Annotated in this window: 21 protein-coding genes; 16 read left to right on the top strand and 5 right to left on the bottom strand. The window is 60.2% G+C overall.

All coding sequences use genetic code 11. The annotated features are described in order from the left end of the window. The 4 genes from B5F70_RS09380 to B5F70_RS09395 all read right to left on the bottom strand — a co-directional run. On the bottom strand, positions 1 to 703 hold a 703-nt coding region (locus B5F70_RS09380; RefSeq protein WP_158094980.1), incomplete at its 3' end, for an AAA family ATPase. Between the two features lie 11 nt (positions 704 to 714). Continuing rightward, positions 715 to 1,818, bottom strand: coding sequence for a DNA polymerase III subunit beta (dnaN, locus tag B5F70_RS09385; RefSeq protein ID WP_087205311.1), 1,104 nt, complete (start codon positions 1,816 to 1,818; stop codon positions 715 to 717). A 249-nt stretch (positions 1,819 to 2,067) separates the two neighbouring features. Next, positions 2,068 to 3,846, bottom strand: coding sequence for a DnaA/Hda family protein (locus tag B5F70_RS09390; protein WP_087205312.1), 1,779 nt, complete (start codon positions 3,844 to 3,846; stop codon positions 2,068 to 2,070). 16 nt (positions 3,847 to 3,862) lie between these two features. Further along, a complete protein-coding gene (locus B5F70_RS09395; RefSeq protein ID WP_087205313.1) occupies positions 3,863 to 5,173 on the bottom strand; it encodes an ATP-binding protein in 1,311 nt (436 codons plus the stop codon). A 353-nt stretch (positions 5,174 to 5,526) separates the two neighbouring features. Here B5F70_RS09395 and rpmH point away from each other — a divergent pair, with 353 nt between their 5' ends. The 9 genes from rpmH (at position 5,527) to B5F70_RS09440 (ending at position 11,349) form a co-directional block, all read left to right on the top strand. Further along, positions 5,527 to 5,661, top strand: a complete 135-nt coding sequence (gene rpmH, locus B5F70_RS09400; RefSeq protein WP_019127408.1) for a 50S ribosomal protein L34 — start codon at positions 5,527 to 5,529, stop codon at positions 5,659 to 5,661. 20 nt (positions 5,662 to 5,681) lie between these two features. Continuing rightward, entirely contained in the window at positions 5,682 to 6,014 is a 333-nt protein-coding gene (gene rnpA / locus B5F70_RS09405) for a ribonuclease P protein component (RefSeq protein ID WP_087205314.1), read from the top strand. Between the two features lie 7 nt (positions 6,015 to 6,021). After that, the gene (yidD, locus tag B5F70_RS09410) at positions 6,022 to 6,234 is read left to right on the top strand and encodes a membrane protein insertion efficiency factor YidD (RefSeq protein ID WP_087205335.1); all 213 of its coding nucleotides are present in this window, start codon (positions 6,022 to 6,024) and stop codon (positions 6,232 to 6,234) included. A gap of 27 nt (positions 6,235 to 6,261) precedes the next feature. Further along, the gene (locus B5F70_RS09415) at positions 6,262 to 7,032 is read left to right on the top strand and encodes a YidC/Oxa1 family membrane protein insertase (protein ID WP_087205315.1); all 771 of its coding nucleotides are present in this window, start codon (positions 6,262 to 6,264) and stop codon (positions 7,030 to 7,032) included. 89 nt (positions 7,033 to 7,121) lie between these two features. Beyond that, on the top strand, positions 7,122 to 7,709 hold the full coding sequence (locus B5F70_RS09420) for a R3H domain-containing nucleic acid-binding protein (RefSeq protein WP_087205316.1): 588 nt from the start codon (positions 7,122 to 7,124) through the stop codon (positions 7,707 to 7,709). 122 nt (positions 7,710 to 7,831) lie between these two features. Then, positions 7,832 to 8,575, top strand: a complete 744-nt coding sequence (gene rsmG / locus B5F70_RS09425) for a 16S rRNA (guanine(527)-N(7))-methyltransferase RsmG (RefSeq protein WP_087205317.1) — start codon at positions 7,832 to 7,834, stop codon at positions 8,573 to 8,575. Positions 8,576 to 9,430: 855 nt separating this feature from the next. After that, on the top strand, positions 9,431 to 10,231 hold the full coding sequence (locus B5F70_RS09430; protein WP_087205318.1) for an AAA family ATPase: 801 nt from the start codon (positions 9,431 to 9,433) through the stop codon (positions 10,229 to 10,231). After that, positions 10,224 to 11,102 (top strand): ParB/RepB/Spo0J family partition protein, encoded by an 879-nt coding sequence (locus B5F70_RS09435; RefSeq protein WP_206383549.1) that lies wholly within the window; start codon positions 10,224 to 10,226, stop codon positions 11,100 to 11,102. The genes B5F70_RS09430 and B5F70_RS09435 overlap by 8 nt, the downstream gene beginning before the upstream one ends. Next, entirely contained in the window at positions 11,092 to 11,349 is a 258-nt protein-coding gene (locus tag B5F70_RS09440; RefSeq protein WP_087205319.1) for a hypothetical protein, read from the top strand. Before B5F70_RS09435 ends, B5F70_RS09440 begins: the two co-directional genes overlap by 11 nt. Before the next feature lie 307 nt (positions 11,350 to 11,656). On the opposite strand, the gene rlmN is transcribed toward B5F70_RS09440, so the two are convergent. Further along, a complete protein-coding gene (gene rlmN / locus B5F70_RS09445; protein WP_087205320.1) occupies positions 11,657 to 12,703 on the bottom strand; it encodes a 23S rRNA (adenine(2503)-C(2))-methyltransferase RlmN in 1,047 nt (348 codons plus the stop codon). Positions 12,704 to 12,857: 154 nt separating this feature from the next. Between rlmN and B5F70_RS09450 the strand changes: the two genes are divergently transcribed. The 7 genes from B5F70_RS09450 (at position 12,858) to purD (ending at position 24,645) form a co-directional block, all read left to right on the top strand. Further along, on the top strand, positions 12,858 to 13,895 hold the full coding sequence (locus tag B5F70_RS09450) for a D-alanine--D-alanine ligase (protein ID WP_087205321.1): 1,038 nt from the start codon (positions 12,858 to 12,860) through the stop codon (positions 13,893 to 13,895). Then, complete coding sequence (locus tag B5F70_RS09455; RefSeq protein WP_087205322.1) at positions 13,895 to 16,801, top strand: helicase C-terminal domain-containing protein; 2,907 nt, start codon at positions 13,895 to 13,897, stop codon at positions 16,799 to 16,801. Before B5F70_RS09450 ends, B5F70_RS09455 begins: the two co-directional genes overlap by 1 nt. 903 nt (positions 16,802 to 17,704) lie before the next feature. Next, complete coding sequence (dnaB, locus tag B5F70_RS09460; protein WP_087205323.1) at positions 17,705 to 19,093, top strand: replicative DNA helicase; 1,389 nt, start codon at positions 17,705 to 17,707, stop codon at positions 19,091 to 19,093. Between the two features lie 285 nt (positions 19,094 to 19,378). Beyond that, entirely contained in the window at positions 19,379 to 20,635 is a 1,257-nt protein-coding gene (locus B5F70_RS09465) for an ATP-binding protein (RefSeq protein WP_087205324.1), read from the top strand. Between the two features lie 179 nt (positions 20,636 to 20,814). Further along, the gene (locus B5F70_RS09470; RefSeq protein WP_087205325.1) at positions 20,815 to 22,107 is read left to right on the top strand and encodes an adenylosuccinate synthase; all 1,293 of its coding nucleotides are present in this window, start codon (positions 20,815 to 20,817) and stop codon (positions 22,105 to 22,107) included. 150 nt (positions 22,108 to 22,257) lie between these two features. Next, positions 22,258 to 23,172 carry a DegV family protein gene (locus tag B5F70_RS09475; RefSeq protein WP_087205326.1) on the top strand — a complete coding sequence of 305 codons (915 nt, stop codon included), beginning with the start codon at positions 22,258 to 22,260 and terminating at the stop codon, positions 23,170 to 23,172. A 177-nt stretch (positions 23,173 to 23,349) separates the two neighbouring features. Then, entirely contained in the window at positions 23,350 to 24,645 is a 1,296-nt protein-coding gene (gene purD / locus B5F70_RS09480) for a phosphoribosylamine--glycine ligase (RefSeq protein ID WP_087205327.1), read from the top strand. Positions 24,646 to 24,925: the final 280 nt, after the last annotated feature.

Consider the following 24,925-nt stretch of genomic DNA (forward strand, 5'->3'; position numbering starts at 1 on the left):
GGTGCGCCCCCGCCGCGCCCCCGTCGAGCACCGTCGGCTCATAGGCGATATCCGCCCCCTCGCCGGGCGCGATGGCCGCATACGCCTCCACAAACCGCGCGCGAAGCCGTTCGAGCAGCGCCAGGCGGTGCACCATGAGCGACGACCCCGCCTGCGCGAGCGCGTCGTTCCACGCAACGAGCATCTCGCGCGTGCACCACCGCTCCTTGAGGAGGGCGTTGCGCTGCTCCACGAGGCGCTCGTAGGTGCCCAGAAGCTGCGCGTACTGCTCGTTGAGCTGCACGCCGAATCCGTCGAGCGCCGCGCGGCGGACGCTTGCCGAGCGCTTGACCATGTCGAGGTCGTCCGGGCAGAACAGCACGCTCGGCACCACGCCCCGCACCCCGGCGGCGGGGCACTTCTTACCGTTGCGGGTAAACGAGCGCTTGCCGTCGGTGACCGTGCAACCCAAGTCGACCACGCGGCCGTCGCCCTCAAGGCGGAGGGCGAGCGAGCACGCGCTCTCGCCCTCCGCCACCAGTTCAGAGGGCGCGGGCTTGCGAAAGCTCGTGCCCGACGTCAGAAGCTGCAGCGCCTCGATAAGATTCGTCTTACCCTGCGCGTTGCGCCCCACGAGCACGGTCACGCGCGGGTCGAGCTCGAGCGTGTACGACGCGTAGCTGCGGTAGTGGCGCACCGTGAGCGTGCGCGCAAAGATCGCCACGTCCCGCCTCGCTAGATGCGCACGGGCATCACGAGGTAGAGGTAGTTGATCTTGTCGTAGCTCTTGAACACGCCGGGCGCCTGGTAGCTCTTGAGCTCGAGCGTGATCTCCTTCTCGCGGTTAAGCACGTTCAGGCAGCCAAAGATGTAGTGGTAGTTAAAGGCGATGGTGCCGCTCTCTCCCTCTGCCTCCACGTCGATGGTCTCCTGGGCGAGGTCCTGGTCGCCCGAGATGGAGGAGAGCGAGAGCGTGCCGGCGTCCGTATCGATCTCGATCTTGACCGCGGGGTTGCTGCTCGCGATGACAGCGACACGCTTGAGCGCCGCGTTGAAGGAGGCGACGTCGATCTTGACGCTCGTCATGCACGACGTGGGGATCAGCTGCTTGTAATTGGGGTACGTGCCCTCCAGACGGCGCGAGACGTAGCAGGTGTTGCCCGCCTCAAACACCACTTGGGTGTCGGTCGCCCCCACGAGGATCGCCGGCTCGTCGCGCATGATGGAGAGCGCGTCGTTCATGGCCTCGGCTGGAATGTTGATTTCAAAGGCGCCCTCGAGCGTCGAGGTCTCCACCTGCGTGTCGCATACGGCCAGACGGAAGGAGTCGGTCGCCACAAGGCGCAGCGTATTGTTCTCGACCGTCATGTGCACGCCGCCTAGGATCGGGCGCGCCTTGTCGGTGGAGGTGACGCGCCACACGCGTGCCGTCATCTCGGTCAGGATGTTCATCGGCAGCTCGACGCTCGCCTCGATTGCGTACGCCGGGAACTCCGGAAAGTCCGCCGGATCGAGCGTGTTCAGGCGCACATGCGATTTCTGGCAGGTGATGGCGATCTGCCGGTCGACCGTCTCAAAGGCAACGGCGGCGTCCGGAAGCGTCTTGATGAGGTTGGCGAGCATCTTGCAGGGGATGACGGTCGCGCCCTCCTCCTCCACGTGCGCGGCGATGCGATGGCGGATGGACGTGGTGTAGTTGGACGTCTGAAACTCGAGGACACCGTCGGTCGCGCGGATGAGCACGCCCGCCAAGATGGGCAGGGTGGATGAGGTTGCAACACCTTTCTGTACGGTGGCTATCGCGTCGGCGAGAGATGACTGGCTTACGGTGAACTTCATGGCGCGCCCTTTCTTTTATATATAAGTTCTAACTACCAATGATAGTAATAAGACGGTTGATGGTGTGGATTGTGCGCATTCCCCCTGCGTACGGCCTAAAAGTTATGCGCCGTTGCGCAGTGGATAACGGGGCTGGTTTTCCACTGCGGGCCCCTGTGTAAAAGTTTTCCCGCATGCCGCTTAGGTTATCCACAGGTTATGTCCCACCTTTCCCGTCATTTTCCCCACGTCCGATCGTGCCCGTTGCCGCTAGGAGCGCAGCATGATCTTGTTGCGCAGCGCCTGCAGGTCTTCGGCAAACGAGCGGTCCTTCTTGAGGCCCTCGACCACCTTCACCGAGTGCAGGATCGTCGTGTGGTCTCGTCCGCCAAAGGCGGCGCCCACGGCCACGCCCGAGATCTCGCACATGTCGAGGGCGAGGTATGCCGCCACGTGCCGCGCGCGCACGATACCTGCCTGGCGTCGCGGCCCGATGAGGTCGGCGTGGCTCACGTGGTAGAAGTCCTCAACCACCTTCTGCACCGTCTCGACGCTGATGCGCTTGTGCGCCGAGTCGAAGTATTCGTTGGCGATGCGGTCGATGTCCTCGGCGGTCAGGTGCTCCCCCGCCTGCTCGCGCTCAAACGACTCCCCCGCGCACCGCTCGCAGAAGCTCTCGAGTTCGCGGATGTTGGTGCCCGAGACGCTCGCCATGTGCTTGAGGTCGTCTTCGGTGAGGTGGCCGCCGCCCGTGCGGATGGACGAGAGGAGCGACTGGTCGCCTCGCGGCGCCCCGGCGTCGTCGGCGGCCGGAAGCACCGTGTTCTCGTAGTAGTGCCGCAAGATCATGTACTTCATCTCAAAACCGGGCTCCGAGACGAGGCAGAGCATGCCGGCGTTAAAGCGGCTCGTCAGGCGCTCGTCCATGCCGAGGTTTTTGGGTGCGCGGTCTGAGGCGATGGCGACCTTCTTGTTGTTGCGGATGAACTCATCCATCAGGCTGAAGAAGTTGTCGATGGACGCGGTCTTCCCGATGATGTTCTGGATGTCGTCGATGATGAGGACGTCGGCATCGTGGTAGTCGCGCAGGATGGCGCGGTGCTGGTCTTTCTGCAGCGCGACCTCGTTGATGAAGTCGTCGATGTAGGCCTGGCTGTTGGCGTACTTGACGCGCAGGTGCGGGCAGTTCTCGTTGAGGTAGTTCTTGATGGCGAGCAGCAGGTGCGTCTTGCCGAGCCCTGACTTGCCATAGATGAAGAGCGAGCTGTAGCTCTCAGGGTCCTCGGCCGTGGCGGCAAAGCGGACGGCCGAGTTGTACGCATGCTTGTTCTCGTCGCCGTAGACGAAGTTCTCAAAGGTGAATTTGGAGTTGATGGGTACCGCGGGATAGCTCGCCGCCGGTGCGGCAGCGTTCCCCGTGCCAGCGGTCTGCGCGGCGGGCGCGGTTGTCCCTACGGCATGGGCCGGGGCCTGGCTCATGGAGCTCATGAGGCGCTTGAGGTCGCCCGCGCTGATGGTGTTGACCACCTTGACGCGCGCCTCGCCCTCGTCATCCGCCGGCTCGCTCGAGGCGATGCTGATGGCTGGCGCCGGTGCAGGCGCTATCGTCGGTGCGGCTGCTACGGGCGCGGGTACGGCGGCATGCGATGCCGCTGCGGCAGCCGTCGACATGGCAGGCGCCGCCTGCGCGGGCGCCGCGGGAACGGCTGCGGATGCGGTCTCCATCGTCGCACCCATGGCAGCCGGCGCGGGTGCGGGCTGCGGCGCCTGAACGGTTTCCCGTGAAACGTTCTCAGCCGCCGGCAGCGCTGTGGTCACGGTGAGCGAGACGGGCGCGAACGCGATTTCCTCGAGGTAGCGCTCGATGGTGGCGCGCTGTTTTGTGAGCGCGGCTGCGGCAAAGCGCGACGGTGCCTCAAGGGTGAGGGTCGTGTCCGTGAGTTCGAGCCCGCGCGACTGCTTGAGCATGTTGATGAGGCGCGCGTCGATTCCGTCACGCTCGCAGAACGAGATGGTATCGTCCAGGATGATCTGCGCTTCGTTGTCCATGGTCACCTCGCCCTACTTAAGAATGACTGCGCGCCCAGCTCGCGCCCAGCTCGGTCAGGTAATACTTCTGACCCTGCTTGACGGTAAAGCCGCGCTTGCCCAGTGTAGCAAGCTCGCGCGACCACGTGGGGCCGGACTGGCCGTAGGCCGCGGTGAGCTCCGAGGGGCCGGCATGACCGTGTTCCAGCAGGTAGGAGAGGGCAAGGCGACCGCGCTCGCTCACGATGAGCTCGCCCGCGGGCATCGTCGCGCCATCCCCCTCTAAGGGAGAATGCGCAGGTTGCGGCCCTGGTGCGGGCATTGTGGAAAACTCATGTCCCGTCTGTGGAAAACTCGCAGACGGTTGTGAATAGCCGGGGACCGGTTGCCATCCGGGTGCGGACGGGTACGTCGGCCAGGCGGGATATCCCCCTGCCACGGGCGCGTACGGGTTGGCGTAAGGGTTCTGGTACGGATACTGGTTCGCATAGGGCTGGGGGTATCCCGTTCCGTAGGGAGCGGGATACGGTCCGCCATAAGCTGGGGGCTGCACAGGCGGCTGCTGCTGGTCTGTGGGCACCCCGGGTGCGCCCTGCCAGCCCTGCGGCGCCCCGGCTCCCTCGCTCCAAGGTTGCGCCGCAGGGTTCGCCGTCTGCTCCTCCCAGGGGCTCGGCGGCGTCGTGCCCGCTGCGCTCTGCGTCCTTTCATCCACCGGGCGCACGGCCGCCCCACGACCGCCCGCACGCTTTATCTCGAGAACGCGCTCGGGATCGGTGCTTACGGTCACGACGGTTCCGCCGCCGAGGTTGTTTTCGATGGAGACGGCCCCTCCTGCCGCCTCGAGGTATTGCTGGACCATCGGCAGGCCGGAGCCGGTGCCGCGGATATACCGCTTCATACTGCGATTCGCCGAGGTCACGCCAAACTCGAAGGCCCGCTCCTTGTCGGCTATGCCCGGTCCTTGGTCGGCGAACCTGATGGTGTTGCCGCCGTCCAGAATCGAGATGATGGGTTCGACGAAGTGCGCGTGAATGAAGTTCTCCACTATCTCGCGGATAACCATGAGCGAGATAGCGCCCCCCTGCTCCTTCATGGCGCGGTAGACCGTGTTGGTCACTTCCTCTAGATAAGAGCGTACGGGGCCGGGCTCGATCACGATGACGCGCGGCGTTGCGTAGAGGTCGTCGTAGACGGAGATACGTGTCGCATAGGCCGCCGTCTCTGCTTTGCCGGCGGCCTCGGAGGGCGCAGCTCCCGGCTGCTCCGTGGCCGGCGTGGCGTCCGGGAGGTGCTGATTGTCCGGCGCCGGGTCGCCCGAATCGACAAAGGGATAGAAGTCGTCAGCCATGGTCTCTCAATCTCCGTTGGTGCGGTGTATAGATAGTAGCTCACCTGAAAGGTTTCAAACCTTTCCACAGGTTTTCAAAACATGTTGAAAACTGAAGAAAACGAGTGAAAAGTTATGCACACACCTTGCACAACCTGTGGAAAACTCCGAAATATGGATGAAAAGTCGTGAAAAGTTCGAATGCGCCTTCAGAGCGGCGTCGAACGCCTGTGATGAGTTGTCGTTAACCTGCGGAGATTTGTTGACATTGCCCAGATGTATTCCCTACAATCTGAAAGCTCACGTGCATAAACCGCATGTCGTGCATCATCCACTCGTACGCATGCTAGAAACGCAGCAGGAGGATTGTAACCATGAAGCGTACCTACCAGCCTAACAAGCGCAAGCGCGCCAAGACCCACGGCTTCCGCGCCCGTATGGCCACCAAGGGCGGCCGTGCCGTTCTCGCCCGTCGTCGCGCCAAGGGTCGCAAGCGTCTCACCGTCTAGTCGTTCTTGCTAGGTTCCGTATGCAGACCATCAAGTCTCGTCCGGACTTCGAGCGCGTCTATACCGAGGGAAGGCGCTACAACCATCCCCTGATGCGTATGGTGATAGTTGATTCTGTAAGCGAAGGCGGCCCTGGTAGGGTCGCCTTCGCTGCTCCTAAGCGTCTGGGAAACGCGGTGTGGCGCAACCGTTCAAAGCGGGTCATGCGGGAGTGTGCCCGCGCAGTGGGTGTTCCGGTGGCCGGCAAGGACATCATCCTGTTCGCCACGCGCGGCACCGCAACTGCGTCGGCCGATTCGCTCATCCAAGCCCTTCAAGGGCTCTGCAGGCGGGCGGGTGTCACCCTTGGCTAGCGCTGCGCTGCTTCGCCGGTGCGCAATCGCACCCATTCGGTTCTATCAGCGACACATCTCGCCGATGCTCCCGGATTCGTGCATTTACGTGCCAACGTGCTCTCAATATGCCGTCGAGGCTATAGAAAAGCACGGTGTTCTGTTCGGCATATTCCTGGCCGCGCGCCGTATCCTGCGGTGCAACCCGCTCCATGCGGGTGGCTACGACCCCGTCCCGTAGCGGGTCGGGACACGGAGGATTTCCATCATGTGGGATTGGATCGTCAACATTCTCTTCGAGATCCTGCGCCTCATCCAGAGCTTTGCTGTCGACTGGGGCCTGTCGATCGTCATCTTGGTGCTGATTGTGCGTCTGCTGCTGACGCCGCTTATGATCAAGTCCACCAAGTCGACGGCGCGCATGCAGGTGCTTCAGCCCAAGCTGCAGGAGATTCAGGACCGCTATGCGGATGATCCGCAGCGCATGAACGAGGAGATGCAGAAGTTCTACTCGGAGAATAAGTTCAGCCCGCTGGGTGGGTGCCTGCCGCTCCTCATCCAGATGCCGATCCTTATCGCGCTCTTCACGCTGCTCTCCAACCTGCAGAACTACTTCGAGGGCACGTCCTTCTCGTTCTTTAATATCCTGCCGGATCTGACCGCCACCCCTGCTGGCACCATGGCCGAGGGCATTGCGGCCGCCCTGCCGTACCTCATCTCGCTGGTGCTCTTCGCCGTGCTGACGCTGATTCCGCAGCTGTACATGTCGCGCAACCAGACGGGTGCGCAGGCCTCTACCATGCGGACCACCTCGGTCGTCATGGCCGTCATGATGCTCTTCATCGGTTGGGGTCTTCCCGCCGGCGTTCTGCTGTACTACGACGTCTCCACTGCCTGGCAGGTTGTTCAGCAGGTCTTCATTACGCAGCGCGTGATGGAGAAAGCGAAGGCCGATGAGGAGGAGCGCCTCAAGAACGCCCCGATTGAGGTCGACGTCGTGCGTCGCGAGCGCAAAGCGCGCCCGCATAAGAAGCACTAACGCGCTATAGTGGGAGACGGCTGCTGCGGCAGCCGTCTTTTTCTATCTCATTGGGAAATATTAGGTACCTAACAAAATGTGAGGCACGTATGTCAGACGCTTCTGTTGAGTTTGAAACCGCAAACGATGTGCAGGCTACCGCCGATGCTGATGTCGTCACCGGTCCCTATGCTGCTATTGAGCAGAAGTACAAGGCTGGTGAGGAGTTAACTGACGAGGAGATCGATACGCTCGTAGATGTGGCTCTTACCATACTCCGTGAGTTTCTGGGCTTCTTCGATGCTGCTGATGCGCCTATTGATGAGTACGACGGTGATGAGGGTGAGATCATCCTTGATATCACCGCTCCCAATCTTGCCGTCCTCATCGGCCGTCACGGGCGTACGCTTGAATCTTTCCAGACTATGTTCTCTCTGCTGCTGAGCCGCAAGCTTGGCTTCCGATTCCCCATCGTGGTCGATGTCGAGGGCTACAAGAGTCGTCGTCGCGATAAGATCACCGAGATGGCGGAGCGTGCTGCATCTCGAGCTATTCGTCAACATGGGTCCGTATCCCTTCAACCGATGAATGCCTACGAGCGCCGCCTTGTCCATCTTGCGCTTCGTGAGAACACAAGGGTTGAGACTCATTCTGAAGGCGTTGACCCTGATCGTCGTGTAGTTATCTCAGCTATCTAGTGTCTTAATCTAGTTGCCTTCTATTTTAGGTATGCTTAGGAGACGCACTTGGTGTGTCTCCTTTTTATTTGACTGAAGTTCATGCTTCATAGGTTTCTGTCATTGATGAGGTTCTTTTGACTATGTGTACCGCTTTTCTTAATCCTGAGTCAGATGCTTTGACTTCTGAGTTCTTGCGTCTCTGTTCCGAGAATGCTCTGAGTATTTCTCCTGAGATTGCCGAGAGGTGCGTCCAGCACTTACTATTTGTTCTTGAGGTGAATAAGACTACCAATCTCACTCGTATTACTGATCTTCATGAAGCCCTTGTGCTCCATCTCTTTGATTCTCTGACTCTTCTCTCTTATCTCTGTGCTGCACCTGAGGGACCTTGTCTTGATATGGGAACTGGTGCCGGTTTCCCTGGTATCCCTCTTTGTCTATGCTCCGATCGTCATTTCACTCTGTTGGATTCTGTTGGAAAAAAGGTCCGTGCGGTTTCATCTTTCATTGAGTCATTAGGGTTAGCGTCAAGATGCGAAGCCGTTCAGGATCGCGTTGAATCCTTCGCTGCTTCTCATCCGAGTTCTTATGCTGTTGTTACCGCTCGGGCTATGTCGTCGCTTCCTGTTCTCGTCGAGTATGCCGCACCCTTACTAGTCTCCGGGGGCTACTTACTCGTCAGCAAGGGTAATCCAACTCGTGATGAGCTTAATCATGGGAACCGCGCCGGAAAGATTTGTGGCATGCGTCTTGTCAAACAATCCTCTCTTGAGCTTCCGCTTGAATTAGGCCATCGAGAGATCCTTGTTTACGAGCGATATGCAAAACCACAAGTTGTTCTGCCTCGAGCAATTGGTGCTGCTAAGAAAGCGCCTCTCTGTTGATTACACTTCTGACGATGCAACATCTGTCTAACGTTCTTGCTTTATGACATGCCCTCAATCCTATGCTGCTCGCTCACGGATTGAGGGTTTCTGTTTCTGTTCTATGTTCGTCTTTACAAGGCGTTGCTATGAAATCGACTCACATGACAGCGTGTAATCATCTTATTTGGTGGTGACTGTAAGGTTATATGTCTGAGGAGAGTATCTGTACTCCATAAATCTGTTTTCAACCTTGCGTTCGCTCAGTTACACAGTATGCTATGCCTTTTAGATTCGTAAACGCATCTACAGCTAACTATATTGCTTCCATTCCTTTTCGTCACTTAACTAAGCACGCCCTACGGTCCTACATAGGGTGTGTATATCACTAATTACCAATGTCACAGTGTTTCACGTGAAACACTTTCATTCAGTGTTTTTCGTTTATCGAATGCTAGGTAGGCTGATCAATTTGCTCAGGTCTACTGTTCACGTGAAACATATGCTCCGAAATGATTCTTAATGAGTTCGATCTGAGTCCCATTTCATTTTTGACCATCTAAATGATTTCTACAGCTGAATCACGCTGTTCTATTAGGAGGTACAAACTCGAGCTAGAATTGCTGTATTACTTCATCCCCATCAGATACCACCGTCAATTTGAGAGTTTGTCGACAATTAGTATTCAATTCAATTTGATTAATTGAGATTCATAAATTGTCTTCGATACATATTCGTTCTCAATCTTCAATATATGGCTTGTCATTATGTTTCACGTGAAACATAATGAGCCTATGAGTCGTTTCATGTTGGTTGTTTCACGTGAAACATGCCTCATGTTGCATCAAACACGCTTAAAATAGACAAGGAGGCAGTGTGGGGTTTAGAGATACAAAGCGTTCGAAGAGCGCGAAGCCGACACGTGTGATAGCAATAATCAATCAAAAAGGCGGTGTTGGAAAGTCAACGACTGCAGTGAATCTAGCGGCTGCGCTTGGCGAGAACAATAAGAAGGTCTTACTGGTTGATTTTGACCCGCAGGGAAACAGTACCAGTGGATTTGGTATTGAAAAAGAAGAATTAAGCCAGTGCATCTATGATGCTTTGCTTAACGATGTGCCGGTCGAAGACCTTATTCATGATACCGACAGTAAAAAGGTCTTTGTTGTGCCGGCTACCATACAGCTTGCGGGTGCAGAAATCGAGTTGGTCTCAGCGATGGCGCGCGAAACTCGATTAAAAGAGCTGCTAGCACCAGTACGTGATGAGTTCGATTTCATATTCATCGATTGCCCTCCTTCACTAGGTTTGCTCACCATCAATGCGCTAACGGCCGCAGACAGCGTATTGATTCCCATTCAGTGCGAGTATTACGCACTTGAGGGCGTTACCAAGCTATTAGAGTCTATGAGAATGGTTAAGTCTCGCATCAATAAGGATCTGGATACCTTCGGTGTCCTTATGACTATGTATGACTCACGGACTTCGCTTTCAAACCAGGTGGTTGATGAGGTTCGAAACTATTTTGGCGATAAGACATTTAAGACGTTGATTCCGCGTACCGTCAAACTATCTGAAGCCCCTTCGTTTGGTATGCCGGTAATTGAGTATGCTCCCAACAACAAGGGTGCAAAAGCATATCGAGAGTTAGCGAAAGAGGTGATGAAGCGTGCCTAGTCCAAAAAAGAAGGCATTGGGTCGTGGTCTGAACGCGCTTGTTGGCGAGGCTCAGTATGAGACAGGTAACAGCGGGTCTGAAACCAAACTCTCAATTGGAGATATCGTTCCAAACCCTAATCAGCCGCGAACTCATTTTAATGAAACCGAGCTGAATGAGCTGAGTGAATCTATCAGAGAACATGGTGTCCTGCAGCCGCTGCTTGTACGTAAGAAGGGCAGTAAGTACGAGATCATCGCAGGAGAGCGTCGCTATCAGGCATCAAAGCTCGCTGACCTCACCGAAGTGCCTGTTATCATCAAGGATGTTGATGATCAGCAGATGATGGCTCTTGCTCTTATCGAGAACCTGCAGCGCTCGGATTTGAATCCGCTTGAAGAAGCGAAGGGATATCGTCAGCTCATCGATGCGAGTGGCATGACGCAGGATGCTCTCTCCAAAGCTGTCTCCAAGTCCCGCTCTGCAATAACAAACTCTCTGAGGCTTCTCGATCTACCCGAGCAGGTTCAGCAGCTTATATTTGATGGGCAGCTTACTGCAGGCCATGCAAGGGCTATCCTTGCAGTTCCGTATGAGGATGCGCGGATCAAGCTTGCTGAGCGGGTTGTCAAAGAGGGTTTGTCGGTACGTGCGACAGAACATCTTGCACCGTTGTTTTCTGTCGGAGATACACCGAAAGCTCCTCGACCTGTTACCCCTCAGTCCTTTAAAAAAGCGGCTCGAGTGTTGCGCCAGCGGTTTAATACAAACGTACGCGTGAAGAGCACTCGAGGTAAGAATAAGATTGAGATCGAGTTCAAGGACGAGGACGAGCTGAAGAGGATTCTCTCTGAGATGATACTTACAGAAGGTGATTCGGATGAACAATAAGGTTGTGACAGCTTTGATCTTCGGTGGCGCTGCGGTAGCTATTGGTTCGTTTGTAGGTTACAAGCTAGCAACTGACAAAGAGCTGCGTGAGTATCTGCTGCGCAACGTGCAGGATGCATTCAACATCTCGAAGCGTAAGGTCGCAGGTATGACAGAAGATGTTGCAATGCGTACGGCACGGATGACGAGAAACCCAAAGATTAATCAGGAGTGGGTCGAGAATCAGTGGGAGGCTATCGGGTTCTAGGACGGTTCAGCTGAGAATAGGCAATAATAAGGTACCTAACTGATATCTCATTAGGGATGGGTCAGGCCAGACAGAGCAGCGGCTATAGGCCACAATGCACCAGGCGTTGCGTGTGCGGGTGGCACTCATTGAGATGGACGGTCTGTTGTCGATCCGGATGATTTGATGCGGCAGGTACCCGAGCGCTTAAGAACTCGGTATCTTAACTCTTATGGTGTTTCACGTGAAGCGCCCGGAACCAAATGAATGGTTCCGGGCGCTTTGTCGTACGCATGGAGCGTTGTGGGGGCGTTTCGCTCCCCTATCGCTAACGCGCGTTGATGATACGCTGCTTTAGCTGTCCGCAGGCCGCATCGATATCAGAGCCGCGAGAATTGCGGATAGTGGCTTCGATACCGCGTGAGGCGAGCATGTTCTGCAGCTTCTCGACCTTCTCAACCGGAGAGGGGCGGAACGGGCTGTCAGGGATGTAGTTGAGCTGAATAAGGTTCACATGACAGAGCGTTCCCTCGCAGAAGTCGCACAAGGTGAGCATCTCAGGGTTGGTGTCATTGATGCCGTCGATCATGGCGTATTCGTACGTGGGACGGCGACCGGTCTTCTCGACATAGTCCTGCAGCGCCTCATGGAGACGGAGCAACGTGAACTTCTTGACGCCTGGCATAAGCTGGTTGCGCGTCGCCTGTACGGCGGAATGAAGCGAGATAGCGAGCGTAAACTGCTCGGGAAGTTTGGCAAAATCGCGAATCGCGGGGATGATGCCGCAGGTAGAGACGGTAAGGTGCCGGGCACCGATATTCAGGCCCTCAGGGCTGTTGAGCATGCGCAGCGCCTTGACGACCTCGTTGTAGTTGGCAAAGGGCTCGCCCTGTCCCATAAAGACGACGCTCGTGACGCGCTCGCCAAAATCACGACCGACATGGATGACCTGGTCGACGATCTCTTGCGCGGTAAGCGAGCGGGTGAGGCCGGCGAGGCCGGTTGCGCAGAAGGAGCAGCGCATGCCGCAGCCCGCCTGCGAGGAAACGCAGACGGCAAGTTTGCCGCGCGAGGGCATGCCGACGGTCTCCACAGCGACGCCATCGGTGAATTGCAGCAGGTATTTGCGCGAGCCGTCGCGTGAAACCTGCTTTGCGACCTCAACGGGAATGTTGAAGCTAAAGCGCTCGGCGAGCGATGCGCGGAGGGCTTTGGGAAGGTTGGTCATCTCGTCGAACGAGGTAGCCTGCTTCTCTCCGAGCCACTCGATGAGCTGCTTGGCGCGGAAAGCGGGTTGGCCGAGTTCGGCGACGAGTGAGCGCAGCTCCTCGTGTGTGAGCGAGCGGATGTCGCGCAAAGGCGCAGATTGTTCCATAGCGAACCTTTCTGGTGGCCGCCGCCGTGCGATATGTGACGTTTTGAATGGGCGCGCCGGCGCGGCGGTGGTGGTTGAGCCTATAGAATAGGATACCGTGAGTGAGATAGGGCACCGAGAGCGATGCAAAAACATCGCGAAGGGAGCGGTCGCTATGACAGAAAAGGCACGAGAGTCCATGCGTGTGGTCGTACTTGCGGGCGGTATTTCCGACGAGCGGGAGATTTCGCTCAACTCGGGCAAGAACGTGTGCGCAGCACTCACCGAGGCAGGCTTTGGCACGGTGGAGATGCTCGACCCTGCAGCAGGGGATTTTATCGACCGGCTCCGCGGCGGTGCCTACGACGTCGCCTTCCCAGCACTCCACGGTAAGGGCGGCGAGGACGGTCAGATCCAGAGCGTGCTGGAGTTCTGCGGGGTCCCCTACACCGGTTCGGGTGTTATCGCGAGCGCCTGCGCGGCGGACAAGGCCGTCTCGAAGGCGCTGTATCAGCATGCGGGGATTCCCGTCGCGCGTGACATGGTGTTCGAGCGCGGGGAGGGCGTTGATGCGAAGGCCGTTGTGGCCGAGCTGGGGAGCGAGCTCTTCGTCAAGCCGGCCGTCAACGGGTCGAGCTACGGCGTCTCGTGCGTGCATAGCGCCGCCGAGCTTATGCCCGCCATCGAGCGTGCGGCCGAGCACGGCGGTAAGGTGCTCGTTGAGCAGCGTCTGGTGGGTACCGAAATCACGGTCGGCGTCTACGACGCACCGGATGCGCTTCGCGCCCTGCCGGTGGTGGAGATCCGCCAGCAGGAGAACGCCGAGTTCTACGACCTCAACGTGAAGTACATCGATCCTGCCGAGGTGCACCGCATCCCCGCGCAGATCGCGCCGGAGGACTACGCGCGCGCCCAGGAGCTCGCCTGCCGCGCCCACGAAGCGCTCGGATGCACCGGGTTCTCACGGAGCGACTTTATCGTTACGTCGGAGGGGCCCGTTATTTTGGAGACCAACACCACGCCGGGTATGACGGATACGTCGCTGTATCCGGACGAGGTGCGCCACGCCGGCCTCGCGTTTAGCGAGGTGTGTGCCCGCCTGATCGAGCTCGCGCTCGACGGCACGCGCGCGCACCTTCTCTCGGACCCGCGTGTTCCGGCGGACCTCACGCCCTCGCGTTACCCGCAGCTCTGGGGGCAGGCGTGCCGATAATGGGGAGCGTGCCGGCGGCGCTCGCATCGGCGCTCATGCCCGACACACCTGCGTTTGTGGCGAAGCGGTACGCAACGCTTGCCGAGCGCGCCCGCACACGGAGCTTTGGCCTGCTCAGCGATGACGTCGTTATCCTCGACACCGAGACGACGGGTCTTTCTGCGCAGGAGAACGAGCTGATTGAGATCTCGGCCGCACGGCTCGAGGGCGGTGCCATCGCGGAGCGGTTTGACACGTTTGTGCATCCCACGGGTCCCATCCCGCCGGAGATCATGGAACTCACACACATCACCAACGCCGATGTGGCCCATGCGCCGAGCGCGCGCGACGCCGTGGCGGCGCTGGCCGATTTTGTGGGCGGACGGCCGGTGGTGGCGCACAACGCTACGTTTGACCGGACGTTTATCGAGCATGTGCCCGGCGGCGTTGCCGTGAGCGACCTCTGGATCGACTCCCTCGCACTGTCGCGCATCGCCTTGCCGCGCCTCGCCTCCCATAAGCTGGCGTCGATGGCGGAGCTCTTTGGCTGCGCCTCGGTATCGCATCGCGCGTGCGACGATGTCGACGCGCTCGCGGGCTTGTGGCCCATCCTGCTCACGGCGCTCTCCGATCTGCCCGAGGGCCTGGTGCGGGCACTGGCTGACATGCACCCCGAGGTTGCCTGGCCGTACCGGCCGCTCTTCTCGTATCTGGCAGAGGAGGAGGTCTCCGCGGCGCCGTTCTCGCTCGCGGCGGCCCGTGCGCGCGTGCTCGAGGCGGATGCGTCCCCTCAGCATGTCGATGTGGACGAGCTGCCCGCGTTGAAGGTCCCTACGCGTGACGAGATTGAGCGGGCCTTTGCCCCGGGCGGGCTGGTGGCCGCGATGTATCCCGAGTACGAGCCCCGTCCCGAGCAGGTGGCGATGGCGCTCGAGGTGCGCGACGCCCTTGCGACGGGCACGCACCGTGTGGTGGAGGCGGGCACGGGCGTGGGCAAGTCCGTCGCCTACCTGGTGCCGCTCGCCCTCACGGCAAAGCGGAACAACGTCACCGTGGGCGTGGCCACCAAGTCGAACAACCTGGCTGACCAGCTGATGTTCCACGAGCTGCCACGCCTTGCGCGCGAGCTCGACGGCGGTCTGGGGTACACCGCTCTCAAAGGATATGACCACTATCCCTGCCTGCGTAAACTCGAGCGACTCCGCCGCAGTACGGCGGAGATCAAGACCAACCGCGACCCGGCGGACACGCTTACGGCCATAGCGGTCATCTACGCGTACGTGTGCCAGTCGCCGGAGGGCGACCTGGACGCACTCGGTATCCGCTGGCGGAGCGTCGACCGCTCGAGCCTTACCACGGGGTCGCGCGAGTGCGCCCGCCGCCTCTGCCCGTTCTTTCCCGACAAATGTCTGGTGCATGGCGCCCGCCGCCGCGCCGCGCGCGCGGACGTAGTGGTGACCAACCATTCGCTCCTGTTTAGAAACGTGCAGGCAGACGGCAAGATCTTGCCACCTATCCGTATCTGGGCGGTCGATGAGGCGCACGGGATCGAGGCGGAGGCGCGCCGTCAGTGGGCGGTTGAGGTCTCTGCCGAGGAGGTGCGCGCGCTCTTCGAGCGGCTGGGCAACGACAAGACGGGTGTGCTCGGGCGGCTGCTCTCCGAGGTGGCCCAGTCGGATGCCGCCACCCTCTTTATGGGGCTTCTCGCCAAGGCGAATGCTTCGGTGCAGCGCGCGTCGCTCGTGATGGCGGACGTGTTCGACCTCACGCGCGACGTGGCCCGTGCGGCCCGTGAGCGCGGCTACGACAGCGCAAACGTATGGGTGAGCCCGGAGTTGCGCGCATCTGACGCGTGGGCGGAGCTGGCAGAGGCCGGCACCGTCGCCGTCGACGCGCTCGATCAGTGCGACAAGAACCTCAAGGCGGCCGTGGAGACGCTCGGTGCCGAGCGGCCGGAGTGGGTTGTCGACCTCGCGGACGCCGAGCGGCGCCTCGCGGAGGTGCTCGCCGGCCTCAAGCTCGTGCTCGCGGGCGAGGACGAGCACTACGTGTACGCCCTCCACGTCAATCAGCGCCTGCGCGCGGGCGGCGAGGCGCTCTCGGCGGAGCGCATCGACATCGGGCAGGTGTTTGCCGAGCGCTGGTATCCCGAGATGCGGAGCCTTATCTTCGCCTCGGCCACGCTCTCGGTGGCAGATGACTTCAAGCACTTCAACCGTGCCGTCGGCTTGGACCTGCTCGAGCCGGGAGCATCGCGCGCGCTCCATCTCGACTCGAGTTATGACTTCGACCGCAACATGGCGGTGGTGGTGGCGGGCGACCTGCCCGATCCCCGTAATCGCGACGCGTACCTTACGGCGCTCGAGCGCCTGCTGGTGGACGTGCACCGCGCCATGGGAGGATCGGTGCTCACGCTTTTCACTAACCGGCGCGATATGGAGGACCTCTACGAGCGCGTGGAGCCCGCCCTCGCGCGCGACGGGCTAGAGCTCGCGTGCCAGACCCGGCAGGCGTCGACGCGTCGCCTACGCGACCGGTTTATCGCCGAGAAGGGCTCGTCGCTGTTTGCCCTCAAGGCGTTTTGGGAGGGGTTCGATGCGAGCGGGGAGACGCTCCGCTGCGTGGTGATTCCAAAACTGCCTTTCGCGCGGCCGACCGACCCGCTCTCGTGCGAGCGCGACCTGCGCGAGAAGGGGGCCTGGGGCCGCTACGTATTGCCCGAGGCGGTACTGGAGCTCAAGCAGGCAGCGGGCCGCCTTATCCGCTCGTCGTCGGATACGGGCGTGCTCGTGCTGGCGGACTCCCGCCTAGTGAGCAAGGGGTACGGCAAGAAATTCCTGTCTTCGCTCCCCACGGGGGCGTACCAGCGTATCGACGCGGCGCAGGTGGGCCGCTATCTGGAGCTGTGGCGGCGCAGCCACGAGTAGGAGGCAAGCGGGAGGCGAGCCGCGGGGATAACATCGGCGGATTGTATGTTTGGGACCCCGCGGGGAGAAAAGCCGCGGATTGCATAGGCAGATGGTATGTTCTGATTTCGGATCGGAGAGGTTCCAGCTCAGAGGGGTGCAAAGGTGGGGCGGATTGTATGAAAAGATACAATCCGCCTCATCTTTACCCTGCTTTTCATACAATCTGCCACTTCTCTCCCTTTTCTGCGCGGACATACAATCTGCCGTTTTTCTCCCGTTTGCCCTAGAGCATGCAATCAGACGATTCCTTCCCCTTACCTGCGCGGGCATTTCGAGTTATTCGACCTTGTGCGCACGCCTGTTCCCTTGACAGATGCGAGGAGTAAGAAATCCACAGGTAGAGTGTCGTGGGTCGCGTTTTAAGAACCACCGATTGTCAGCAAACGGTCAGATGCAGGGCCGCTCTTCGGTAGCATGACCATACCATCTACCTGCGGATTTACAGAAACATAGCAATCTACCTGCGGATTCACTAACTGCACACAACTAGAGGCATAAGGGGAACGTAAGGGACGCGGTGCGCGAGGGGCGACGACGACGACCCGCTGCCTGTGGAAAACATACGGGTGGACGCACCGCCGCATTGTGGAAAACATTGATAACTGCCATTCGCGCAGGGTCATCATGGCAAAGTTATCCCCCACTTGTACAGGGCTGAGCGCGCGCATGTGGAGACCTCCCTTACCCGGCGCGCTGCCGGCCGGCACACGGGCGTGCGCGGGGCAAAAGCGCATACGGAATCTCGCGATTTGCGTGTCCGCATGCCGGTGCGTGTCGTAGTATGGGTGCTCCCAGAGTCAGAACGGGCGCCTCGCGCCGCGCCTGCACCGGCGCCCCGCCCCGCTATGTGAGAGGAGTCCCATGCCCGACGATTACGGATACGAGCTCTCCACCAACGAGCGCGCCGCGCGCCAGGGGCTCCCCAACAACACCGAGGCGGAGGCCACGGTGCTCGCGGCCATGCTGCTCTCACCCGAGGTGGTGCCCGACGCCATCTCCCAGCTGCGCCCCGAGGACTTCTACCGCCCGGCGCACCGCACGCTCTTTCAGGCGCTCATCGAGATGAACGAGCGCAGCATCCCCATCGACTCCATCTCGGTTATCGATTACCTCGTCTCCATCGACAAGCTCGCGGCGGTTGGCGGCGAGGCCTACATTTTGGAGCTCGTGGGTAACACGCTCTCGCTCGTCAACTGGCAGCACCATGCGGGCATCGTCCGGCGCGACTCCATGCTGCGCGAGATCATCGGCGCCACCAACCAGATCAACGCGCTTGCCTACGATGCCCCGCTCGACACCAAAGAGGTGGTGGAGCGGGCCGAGAGCATGCTCCTCTCCGTTACCGAGCGCGAGGTCTCGACGGCGTACCGCTCGCTTACCGAGTTCATGATCGAGGCGTACAACGAGGCGGCCGAGGTCTGCGCTGCGGGCGGGCAGGCACACGGCGTGCCGACGGGCTTCCCCAGCCTCGACCGGCTCCTGCTCGGCTTCCGTGAGGGCCAGCTCATCATCGTGGGCGCGCGCCCCGCCGTGGGTAAGACGTCGTTCGCACTCAACCTCGCGTTAAACGCGGCGGCGGCGGGCTTTACCGTCGGCTTCTTCTCGCTCGAAATGAGCGGTAAGGAGATTGCCCAGCGCCTCATCTGCGCGCACGCGATGCTCTCCATCTCCGACTTCCGCACCGGCCGCATCACGCCCGAGCAGTGGGCGAGCATCAACGAGGCCACGCAGGAGCTCTCGAAGCTCGACATCCTTATCGACGACACGCCGGGCACTACGGTGACCGAGATTCGCGCCAAGGCTCGCCGCATGCTGCACAACAAGGAGCACGCGGTGATTCTGATCGACTACCTGCAGCTGGTGAGCCCGCCGCCGGGCCGCCGCGCCGAGAGCCGTACCGTCGAGGTCTCCGAGATGAGCCGTGGCCTCAAGATCATGGCGAAGGACCTCGAGGTGCCGGTTATCGCGCTGTCGCAGCTCTCGCGTGCCGTCGAGAGCCGCACCGGCAAGCGCCCGCAGCTCTCCGACCTGCGTGAATCGGGCTCCATCGAGCAGGACGCCGACATCGTTATGTTTCTCGACCGCGCGGCGGACGAGACGGAGGCCTCGCGTGATGACCGCCCCGACCTGGGCGTCACGCGCATCATCGTCGCCAAGAACCGTTCGGGCCCCATTGGTGACGTTGATCTGGCGTTCGTGCCCGCCTCGACTAAGTTCTACGAACTCGACGCCGTGCACGACGAGGGGTAGCGCGACACACTCAAGTCGTTTATGAGCGTTAATTGCGTGCTTTCGCGATGACACAGCTTAGGTTTCGTTGAAAACGGGAACGTTTGGGCAGGAAAGTGCTTTATTACGATAAAGTGATTTTTGCGAGCCGGTGCGTTTACGCTCATAAACGACTTGAGCCATGCTTCATCACCCCCCATCGGCCCCTTTCGTTGCAACGATAATGCAACGAAACTGCTTTCGTTGCATTTGCGAGTGAATCGAAAAGCCTTTCGTTCTATAATTGATGCAACGAAAGGGGATGCCATGAGAGAAACCCGCGATTTAGAGTTCAAGCAGTCTGTTTCAAAAACATTCCTTAAGACGGTGAGTGCCTTTGCCAATTACGGTACAGGCACCATCCTGTTTGGAGTCGATGACGACGGAGAAGTTATCGGGCTTGAGGATCCGGTCGGTGATGCTCTCAAAATCGAGAATATGATCAATGACTCGATTGACCCGGTGCCCCGCTACTCTCTTCTTGTCGATGAACAAGCAAAAACGGTGGGCCTTAGGGTGTACGAGGGAAGAAGTAAGCCGTACCTTTATGCAAGAAAGGCGTATCGTCGGGGTGACTCTGCAAGCATAGAGGTCGATAGAGTTGAACTCTCTCGACTCATTCTCTCGGGGCAAAACATGACATTTGACGAGGCGCCGTCAAATGGAACCGATTTCTCGTTCGAGGTACTGTCGGAACGCATCATGTCTCACCTCGGTCTAACAAGTTTTGATGACAACACCTTGCGAACGCTTGGCCTTAAATTGCCCGATGGCAGTTACAACCATGCAGCAGAGATACTTGCAGATCATAACGACCTCGCGGGTGTGGATATGGTTCGCTTTGGTGCAACCATAAGCGAGTTTCTCGACCGTAAGACCGTCACGGGAGTGTCGGTATTGCAACAATACGATGCAACACTGGAGTGGTACGAGAGATACTGCACCTACGAGGTGGTAGAAGGGGCGTTGCGTAAGAAGGTGGAGCGCATTCCGCGGGAGGCGTTCAGGGAGGCAGTTGCAAACGCTCTCGTTCACCGCGTGTGGGATATTCCTGCAAACGTGACCATCGGTATCTATGACGATAAGGTTGTCGTCACATCTCCCGGGGGCTTGCCGGAAGGGATTAGCGTGGATGATTACCTCGGAGGAGGCATATCGGTTCCGCGGAATCCTCTTATTGCCAACGTCTTCTTCCGACTTGACTATATCGAGCAATTTGGAACGGGCATTACGCGCATCAACGATGCGTATGAAGAGGCGCTGGTCAAGCCAACGTATGAGGTGCGCGAGAGCTCAATGGTGGTGACCTTGCCCTGTGTTACCGCGGTTTCGGGAGGGATTCTTCCAGACGAGTCCTTGGTGCTGCAAACATTGAGTCGCACACTGCTTCTTTCTCGCGGTGATGTTGAGCAGCGAACCGGCTTTACCAAGAGCAAGACGATACGGATCCTCAACAATCTTGTGCAGCGCGGGCTTGTTGCGGCAGAAGGAGAAGGTCGGAGCCGGAGATACCGTAGGGTGTAGCGAGCGCAGACGCCATGGACATTCATGCCCGCACGCCACTTGCCCCCGCCTACCGGTTGAAACGGCGCGAATACCGTGCGCGCTGTGTGGCGAAGGTGGCCCGCGGCTATAATAGAGAGGTTGTTTAGTTTTTGTCCGGGCTACGGCTGCGTGGCACGGGCGCTAGGTGAGGAGACACCATGTCGTCGACCGTGTTAGTCGGAACCCAGTGGGGCGATGAGGGCAAGGGCAAGATCTGCGACCTGATCGCCGGCGATTTCGATTGCGTCGTACGTTATCAGGGCGGCAACAACGCCGGCCACACCATCGTTGTGGGCGACAAGAAGTACGGTCTCCACCAGGTGCCGTCGGGCATCATGTACCCCCAGTGCATCTCGGTCATCGGCAACGGCTGCGTCGTCAACCCGGCGGTGCTCCTCGAGGAGATCGACATGTTTGAGGCGGACGGCATCTCGACCGCCAACCTCAAGGTCTCGGGCAACGCGCATGTCATCATGCCGTACCACATCGACCTCGACGGCGCTTACGAGGAGCTGCTCGGCAGCCACAACATCGGCACCACCAAGCGCGGCATCGGGCCGTGCTATCAGGACAAGATGGCGCGCATCGGCATCCGTATGCAGGACCTGCTCGACGAGGGTGTGTTCCGCGACAAGATGGCCCGCGCGCTCGACCGCGTGAACCCGCAGCTCGAGCTCATTTTCCACCGTCCGACCTACACCGTCGATCAGATCTGCGAGACGTATCTGCCCATGGCGGAGCGCCTGCGCCCCTACATCACCGAGACCGGCCTTCTGCTGGGCGAGCTCGTGGATGCGGGCGAGCGCATCCTCTTTGAGGGCGCCCAGGCGACGCTGCTCGACATCGACCACGGCACGTATCCGTATGTGACTAGCTCCAACTGCACCGCCGGCGGCGCCGTGACGGGTTCGGGCATCGGCATGAAGAACGTCGACCGCGTGCTCGGCATCATGAAGGCCTACATCACGCGTGTGGGGTCGGGCCCCATGCCCACCGAGCTCGCCTACGAGACGCCCGAGGGGCGCACGCTGACCGAGCAGGGCTATGAGTACGGCGTGACGACCGGTCGCCGCCGTCGCTGCGGCTGGTTCGACGGCGTGATTGCCCGCTATGCCGCCCGCGTGAACGGTCTCACGGACATCGCGCTCACCAAGCTCGACGTGCTCTCGGAGTTCGATACCATCAAGCTGTGCGTTGCCTACGAGTGCAACGGCGTGCGCTACACCACCGTGCCGGAGCACGAGAGCGCCTTTGCGGCCGCCGTGCCCGTGTACGAGGAGATGCCCGGTTGGCGCGGTGTCGACATCTCGGGTTGCCGCAGCTTTGACGAGCTGCCCGAGGCGGCGCAGAACTACGTGCACCGCATCGAGGAGCTGGCAGGCACCAAGGTCTCGTTTGTGTCGGTCGGCCCGGGCCGCGACCAGACGATCGAGTGCGGCTGGGAGCACTAGGGGCTTTTTAGGCGAAGCCTCGCTCCCTCTCCTCACGGGCTATCCATCCCTAACACCTCGCCGAAAATCGTCAACGACCACGCAACATCGCCTCGCATTGGGGTACGCTTGTGAGGTGTGTGCTAGGGGTCCGCTCGGAGAGGAAACACGATGAACCAGTTCGCCGTCGTAACGGATAGCGCCGCCGACATCCCGCTTGCTCTGGCTGAGAAATGGGGCATCCATGTGGTGCCGCTGCATGTGGTGTTCCAAGGTAAGGACTATCGCGACGGTGTGGACATCACCACTCCCGAGCTGCTGAGGATGATGGACGGCGCCGAGGCCCTGCCCGTAACCTCGCAGCCCACCCCGGCGGACTTTCTCGAGGTGTACAAGGAGCTCTTTGAGGCCGGTTACACGCAGATTCTCTCAATCCACCTCGCCCGCGCGCTTTCCGCCACCATCGAGAGCGCCCGCGCCATCGCCGGGCAGATTCCCGAGGGGCTGCGCCTTGAGGTGGTTGACTCCTGCACCGCCACGGTCGCCCAGGGCGCCATGGTGCTCGAGGCCGCGGTCATCGCCCAGCGCGGCGGCACCATCGAGGAGGCGCTCGAGCGCATCGATGCTATCCGCCGGAGCTATCACATCTACTTCTCGCCGGATACGCTCGACAACCTGGTAAAGGGCGGCCGCGCCACCAAGGCGCAGGGGTTTGCCACCACGCTCCTCAACATCAAGCTCGTCATCGGCCTTTTGGAGGACGGCTCCATTGAGGTCGAGAAGAAGGCCAAGGGCGTTAAGGGCGCCATCTCGCATATGGCCAAGCAGGTTGCGGCGGACGCCGAGGCGACGGGCGAGCTCATCTACTACGTGCTGCACACCAACCAGCGCGAACGCGCCTATCAGATAGCCGAGACCATCAAAAAGACCGGCGCGCCCGTTCGTGAGCTCACGGAGGGCACCATCGGCCCGGTCATCGCGACGCACGTGGGTGAGGGCGCCATCGGCATCTTTACCATGCCGGCGGCCCTGCACGCTCCCGAGCTGGACGATCTGGCGGATTATCTCACACCGAATTTCTCGTAAGTCTGCATACCATGCATGCCCGGTGCGCAGATGGAGTCCTGCCGATCCGTTTCTAAATACGCGGTCACTCAGCACCGTTGGCTGGTAGAGTAGAAGGTGGCGAATACATCGAGCCCAGGCACCTGATGCCTGGGCCGTGTGGGCGCGCCTGCGGGCGGGCCGGGAGGAGCTGATCCCATGGGGAACACCATCAACATCCTGCTGCTGGGCAGCGGCGGCCGCGAGCACGCGTTGGCGGCCAAGCTGGCCGAGAGCCCGCGCTGCGGCGAGCTCTTTATCGCGCCGGGCAACGGCGGTACGCTCGCGGTGGGCGAGAACGTCGCGCTGGACGAGAACGATCCGGCGGCGGTGGCCGACTTCGCGCGCGAGACCAACTGCGGTCTGGTGGTCATCGGCCCCGAGGCTCCGCTGGTAGCAGGCGTTGCCGACGCCGTGCGTGCGGCGGGCATCCCCTGCTTTGGCCCCGGTGCCGCCGGCGCGCAGATGGAGGGTTCCAAGAAGTTCTCCAAGGAGCTCATGGGGCGCGCCAACATCCCCACGGCCGCCTACGGGAGCTTTACCGAGCTCGAGCCGGCACTCGCCTACGTGCGTGTGCAGGGTGCGCCCCTCGTGGTAAAGGCCGACGGCCTGGCTGCTGGCAAGGGCGTTGTGGTTGCATCCACGCTCGAGGAGGCCGAGGACGCGGTGCGCGCCTGCTTTGAGGGCGCGTTTGGCGCCGCCGGCTCCACGGTGGTTATCGAGGAGTGCCTGACCGGCCCCGAGTGCTCGCTTTTGGCCTTTACCGACGGCAAGACGGTGCGGCCCATGGCGACGTCGCAAGATCACAAGCGCGCCCTCGAGGGGGACCTCGGCCCCAACACGGGCGGCATGGGTGTGTACAGCCCGGTGCCCATCGTGACGGAGGCAGAGCATGCCGAGATGGAGCGCATCATGGCGGCGACCGTGGCCGAGCTTGCAGCCGAGGGTATCGACTACCGCGGCTGCCTCTACGGCGGTTTCATGCTCACGCCGGAGGGTCCCAAGGTGCTGGAGTTCAACGCGCGCTTTGGCGATCCGGAGACGCAGGTTATCCTGCCGCGCCTGGAGAACGACCTCGTCGAGGTTATGCTCGCGTGCGCCAACCAGACGCTTGATGAGGTGGAGCTCAGCTGGCGTCCCGAGTGGGCGGTAAGCGTGGTGCTCACGAGTGCGGGGTACCCGGGCAGCTACGAGAAGGGCAAGGTTATCACCGGTATCGAGGATGCCGAGGCCATGGAGAACGTGACGGTCTACCACGCCGGCACCGCCGTCAACGATGCGGGCGAGCTGGTTACGGCGGGTGGCCGCGTGCTGGATGTAACAGCGCTGGGCGAGACGTTTGAGGCGGCGCGCGACCTCGCCTATGCCGCCTGCGAGAAAATCTCCTTCGAGGGCAAGACGCTGCGTCGTGACATCGGCCTGCGCGCCCTCAAGGGCCGTGAGGCGTGGGCGTAACAAGCTGATTGCCAACCGAGCGCCGTTGCAGCAACTTCGGCGGTAGTTGCATGGCAATCGATTGAGGGCGGGGTCTGCACAGGCCCCGTCTTTGGTCTAGCGCATAACCTCAACGTGAGGTCAACCTTAGGGTTTAGCACGAGGCTAAATTGAGGTTTAGCGTGCACCTAGATGAGGTTTAGCAAGAAACCAGCAGGTAAAAGCCTAAACATCACCAGAATCCTAAATTGAGGTTTAGGATGAGGTTAATGAGGTTTAGGCGTTACTTGGCCGTGCGGCG

The organism is Collinsella sp. An268 (assembly GCF_002159765.1).
GTDB lineage: Bacteria > Actinomycetota > Coriobacteriia > Coriobacteriales > Coriobacteriaceae > Coprousia.

What these genes read in the sequence shown, in the direction of transcription:
- B5F70_RS09450 (WP_087205321.1), top strand. Translation starts at nt 12,858, where the DNA reads ATGACAGAAAAGGCACGAGAGTCCATGCGTGTGGTCGTACTTGCGGGC.
- B5F70_RS09420 (WP_087205316.1), top strand. Translation starts at nt 7,122, where the DNA reads ATGTCAGACGCTTCTGTTGAGTTTGAAACCGCAAACGATGTGCAGGCT.
- B5F70_RS09440 (WP_087205319.1), top strand. Translation starts at nt 11,092, where the DNA reads ATGAACAATAAGGTTGTGACAGCTTTGATCTTCGGTGGCGCTGCGGTA.
- dnaB (WP_087205323.1), top strand. Translation starts at nt 17,705, where the DNA reads ATGCCCGACGATTACGGATACGAGCTCTCCACCAACGAGCGCGCCGCG.
- B5F70_RS09465 (WP_087205324.1), top strand. Translation starts at nt 19,379, where the DNA reads ATGAGAGAAACCCGCGATTTAGAGTTCAAGCAGTCTGTTTCAAAAACA.
- rlmN (WP_087205320.1), bottom strand. Translation starts at nt 12,703, where the DNA reads ATGGAACAATCTGCGCCTTTGCGCGACATCCGCTCGCTCACACACGAG.
- dnaN (WP_087205311.1), bottom strand. Translation starts at nt 1,818, where the DNA reads ATGAAGTTCACCGTAAGCCAGTCATCTCTCGCCGACGCGATAGCCACC.
- B5F70_RS09455 (WP_087205322.1), top strand. Translation starts at nt 13,895, where the DNA reads ATGGGGAGCGTGCCGGCGGCGCTCGCATCGGCGCTCATGCCCGACACA.
- B5F70_RS09390 (WP_087205312.1), bottom strand. Translation starts at nt 3,846, where the DNA reads ATGGACAACGAAGCGCAGATCATCCTGGACGATACCATCTCGTTCTGC.
- B5F70_RS09475 (WP_087205326.1), top strand. Translation starts at nt 22,258, where the DNA reads ATGAACCAGTTCGCCGTCGTAACGGATAGCGCCGCCGACATCCCGCTT.
- purD (WP_087205327.1), top strand. Translation starts at nt 23,350, where the DNA reads ATGGGGAACACCATCAACATCCTGCTGCTGGGCAGCGGCGGCCGCGAG.
- rpmH (WP_019127408.1), top strand. Translation starts at nt 5,527, where the DNA reads ATGAAGCGTACCTACCAGCCTAACAAGCGCAAGCGCGCCAAGACCCAC.
- B5F70_RS09470 (WP_087205325.1), top strand. Translation starts at nt 20,815, where the DNA reads ATGTCGTCGACCGTGTTAGTCGGAACCCAGTGGGGCGATGAGGGCAAG.
- B5F70_RS09415 (WP_087205315.1), top strand. Translation starts at nt 6,262, where the DNA reads ATGTGGGATTGGATCGTCAACATTCTCTTCGAGATCCTGCGCCTCATC.
- B5F70_RS09395 (WP_087205313.1), bottom strand. Translation starts at nt 5,173, where the DNA reads ATGGCTGACGACTTCTATCCCTTTGTCGATTCGGGCGACCCGGCGCCG.
- rsmG (WP_087205317.1), top strand. Translation starts at nt 7,832, where the DNA reads ATGTGTACCGCTTTTCTTAATCCTGAGTCAGATGCTTTGACTTCTGAG.
- rnpA (WP_087205314.1), top strand. Translation starts at nt 5,682, where the DNA reads ATGCAGACCATCAAGTCTCGTCCGGACTTCGAGCGCGTCTATACCGAG.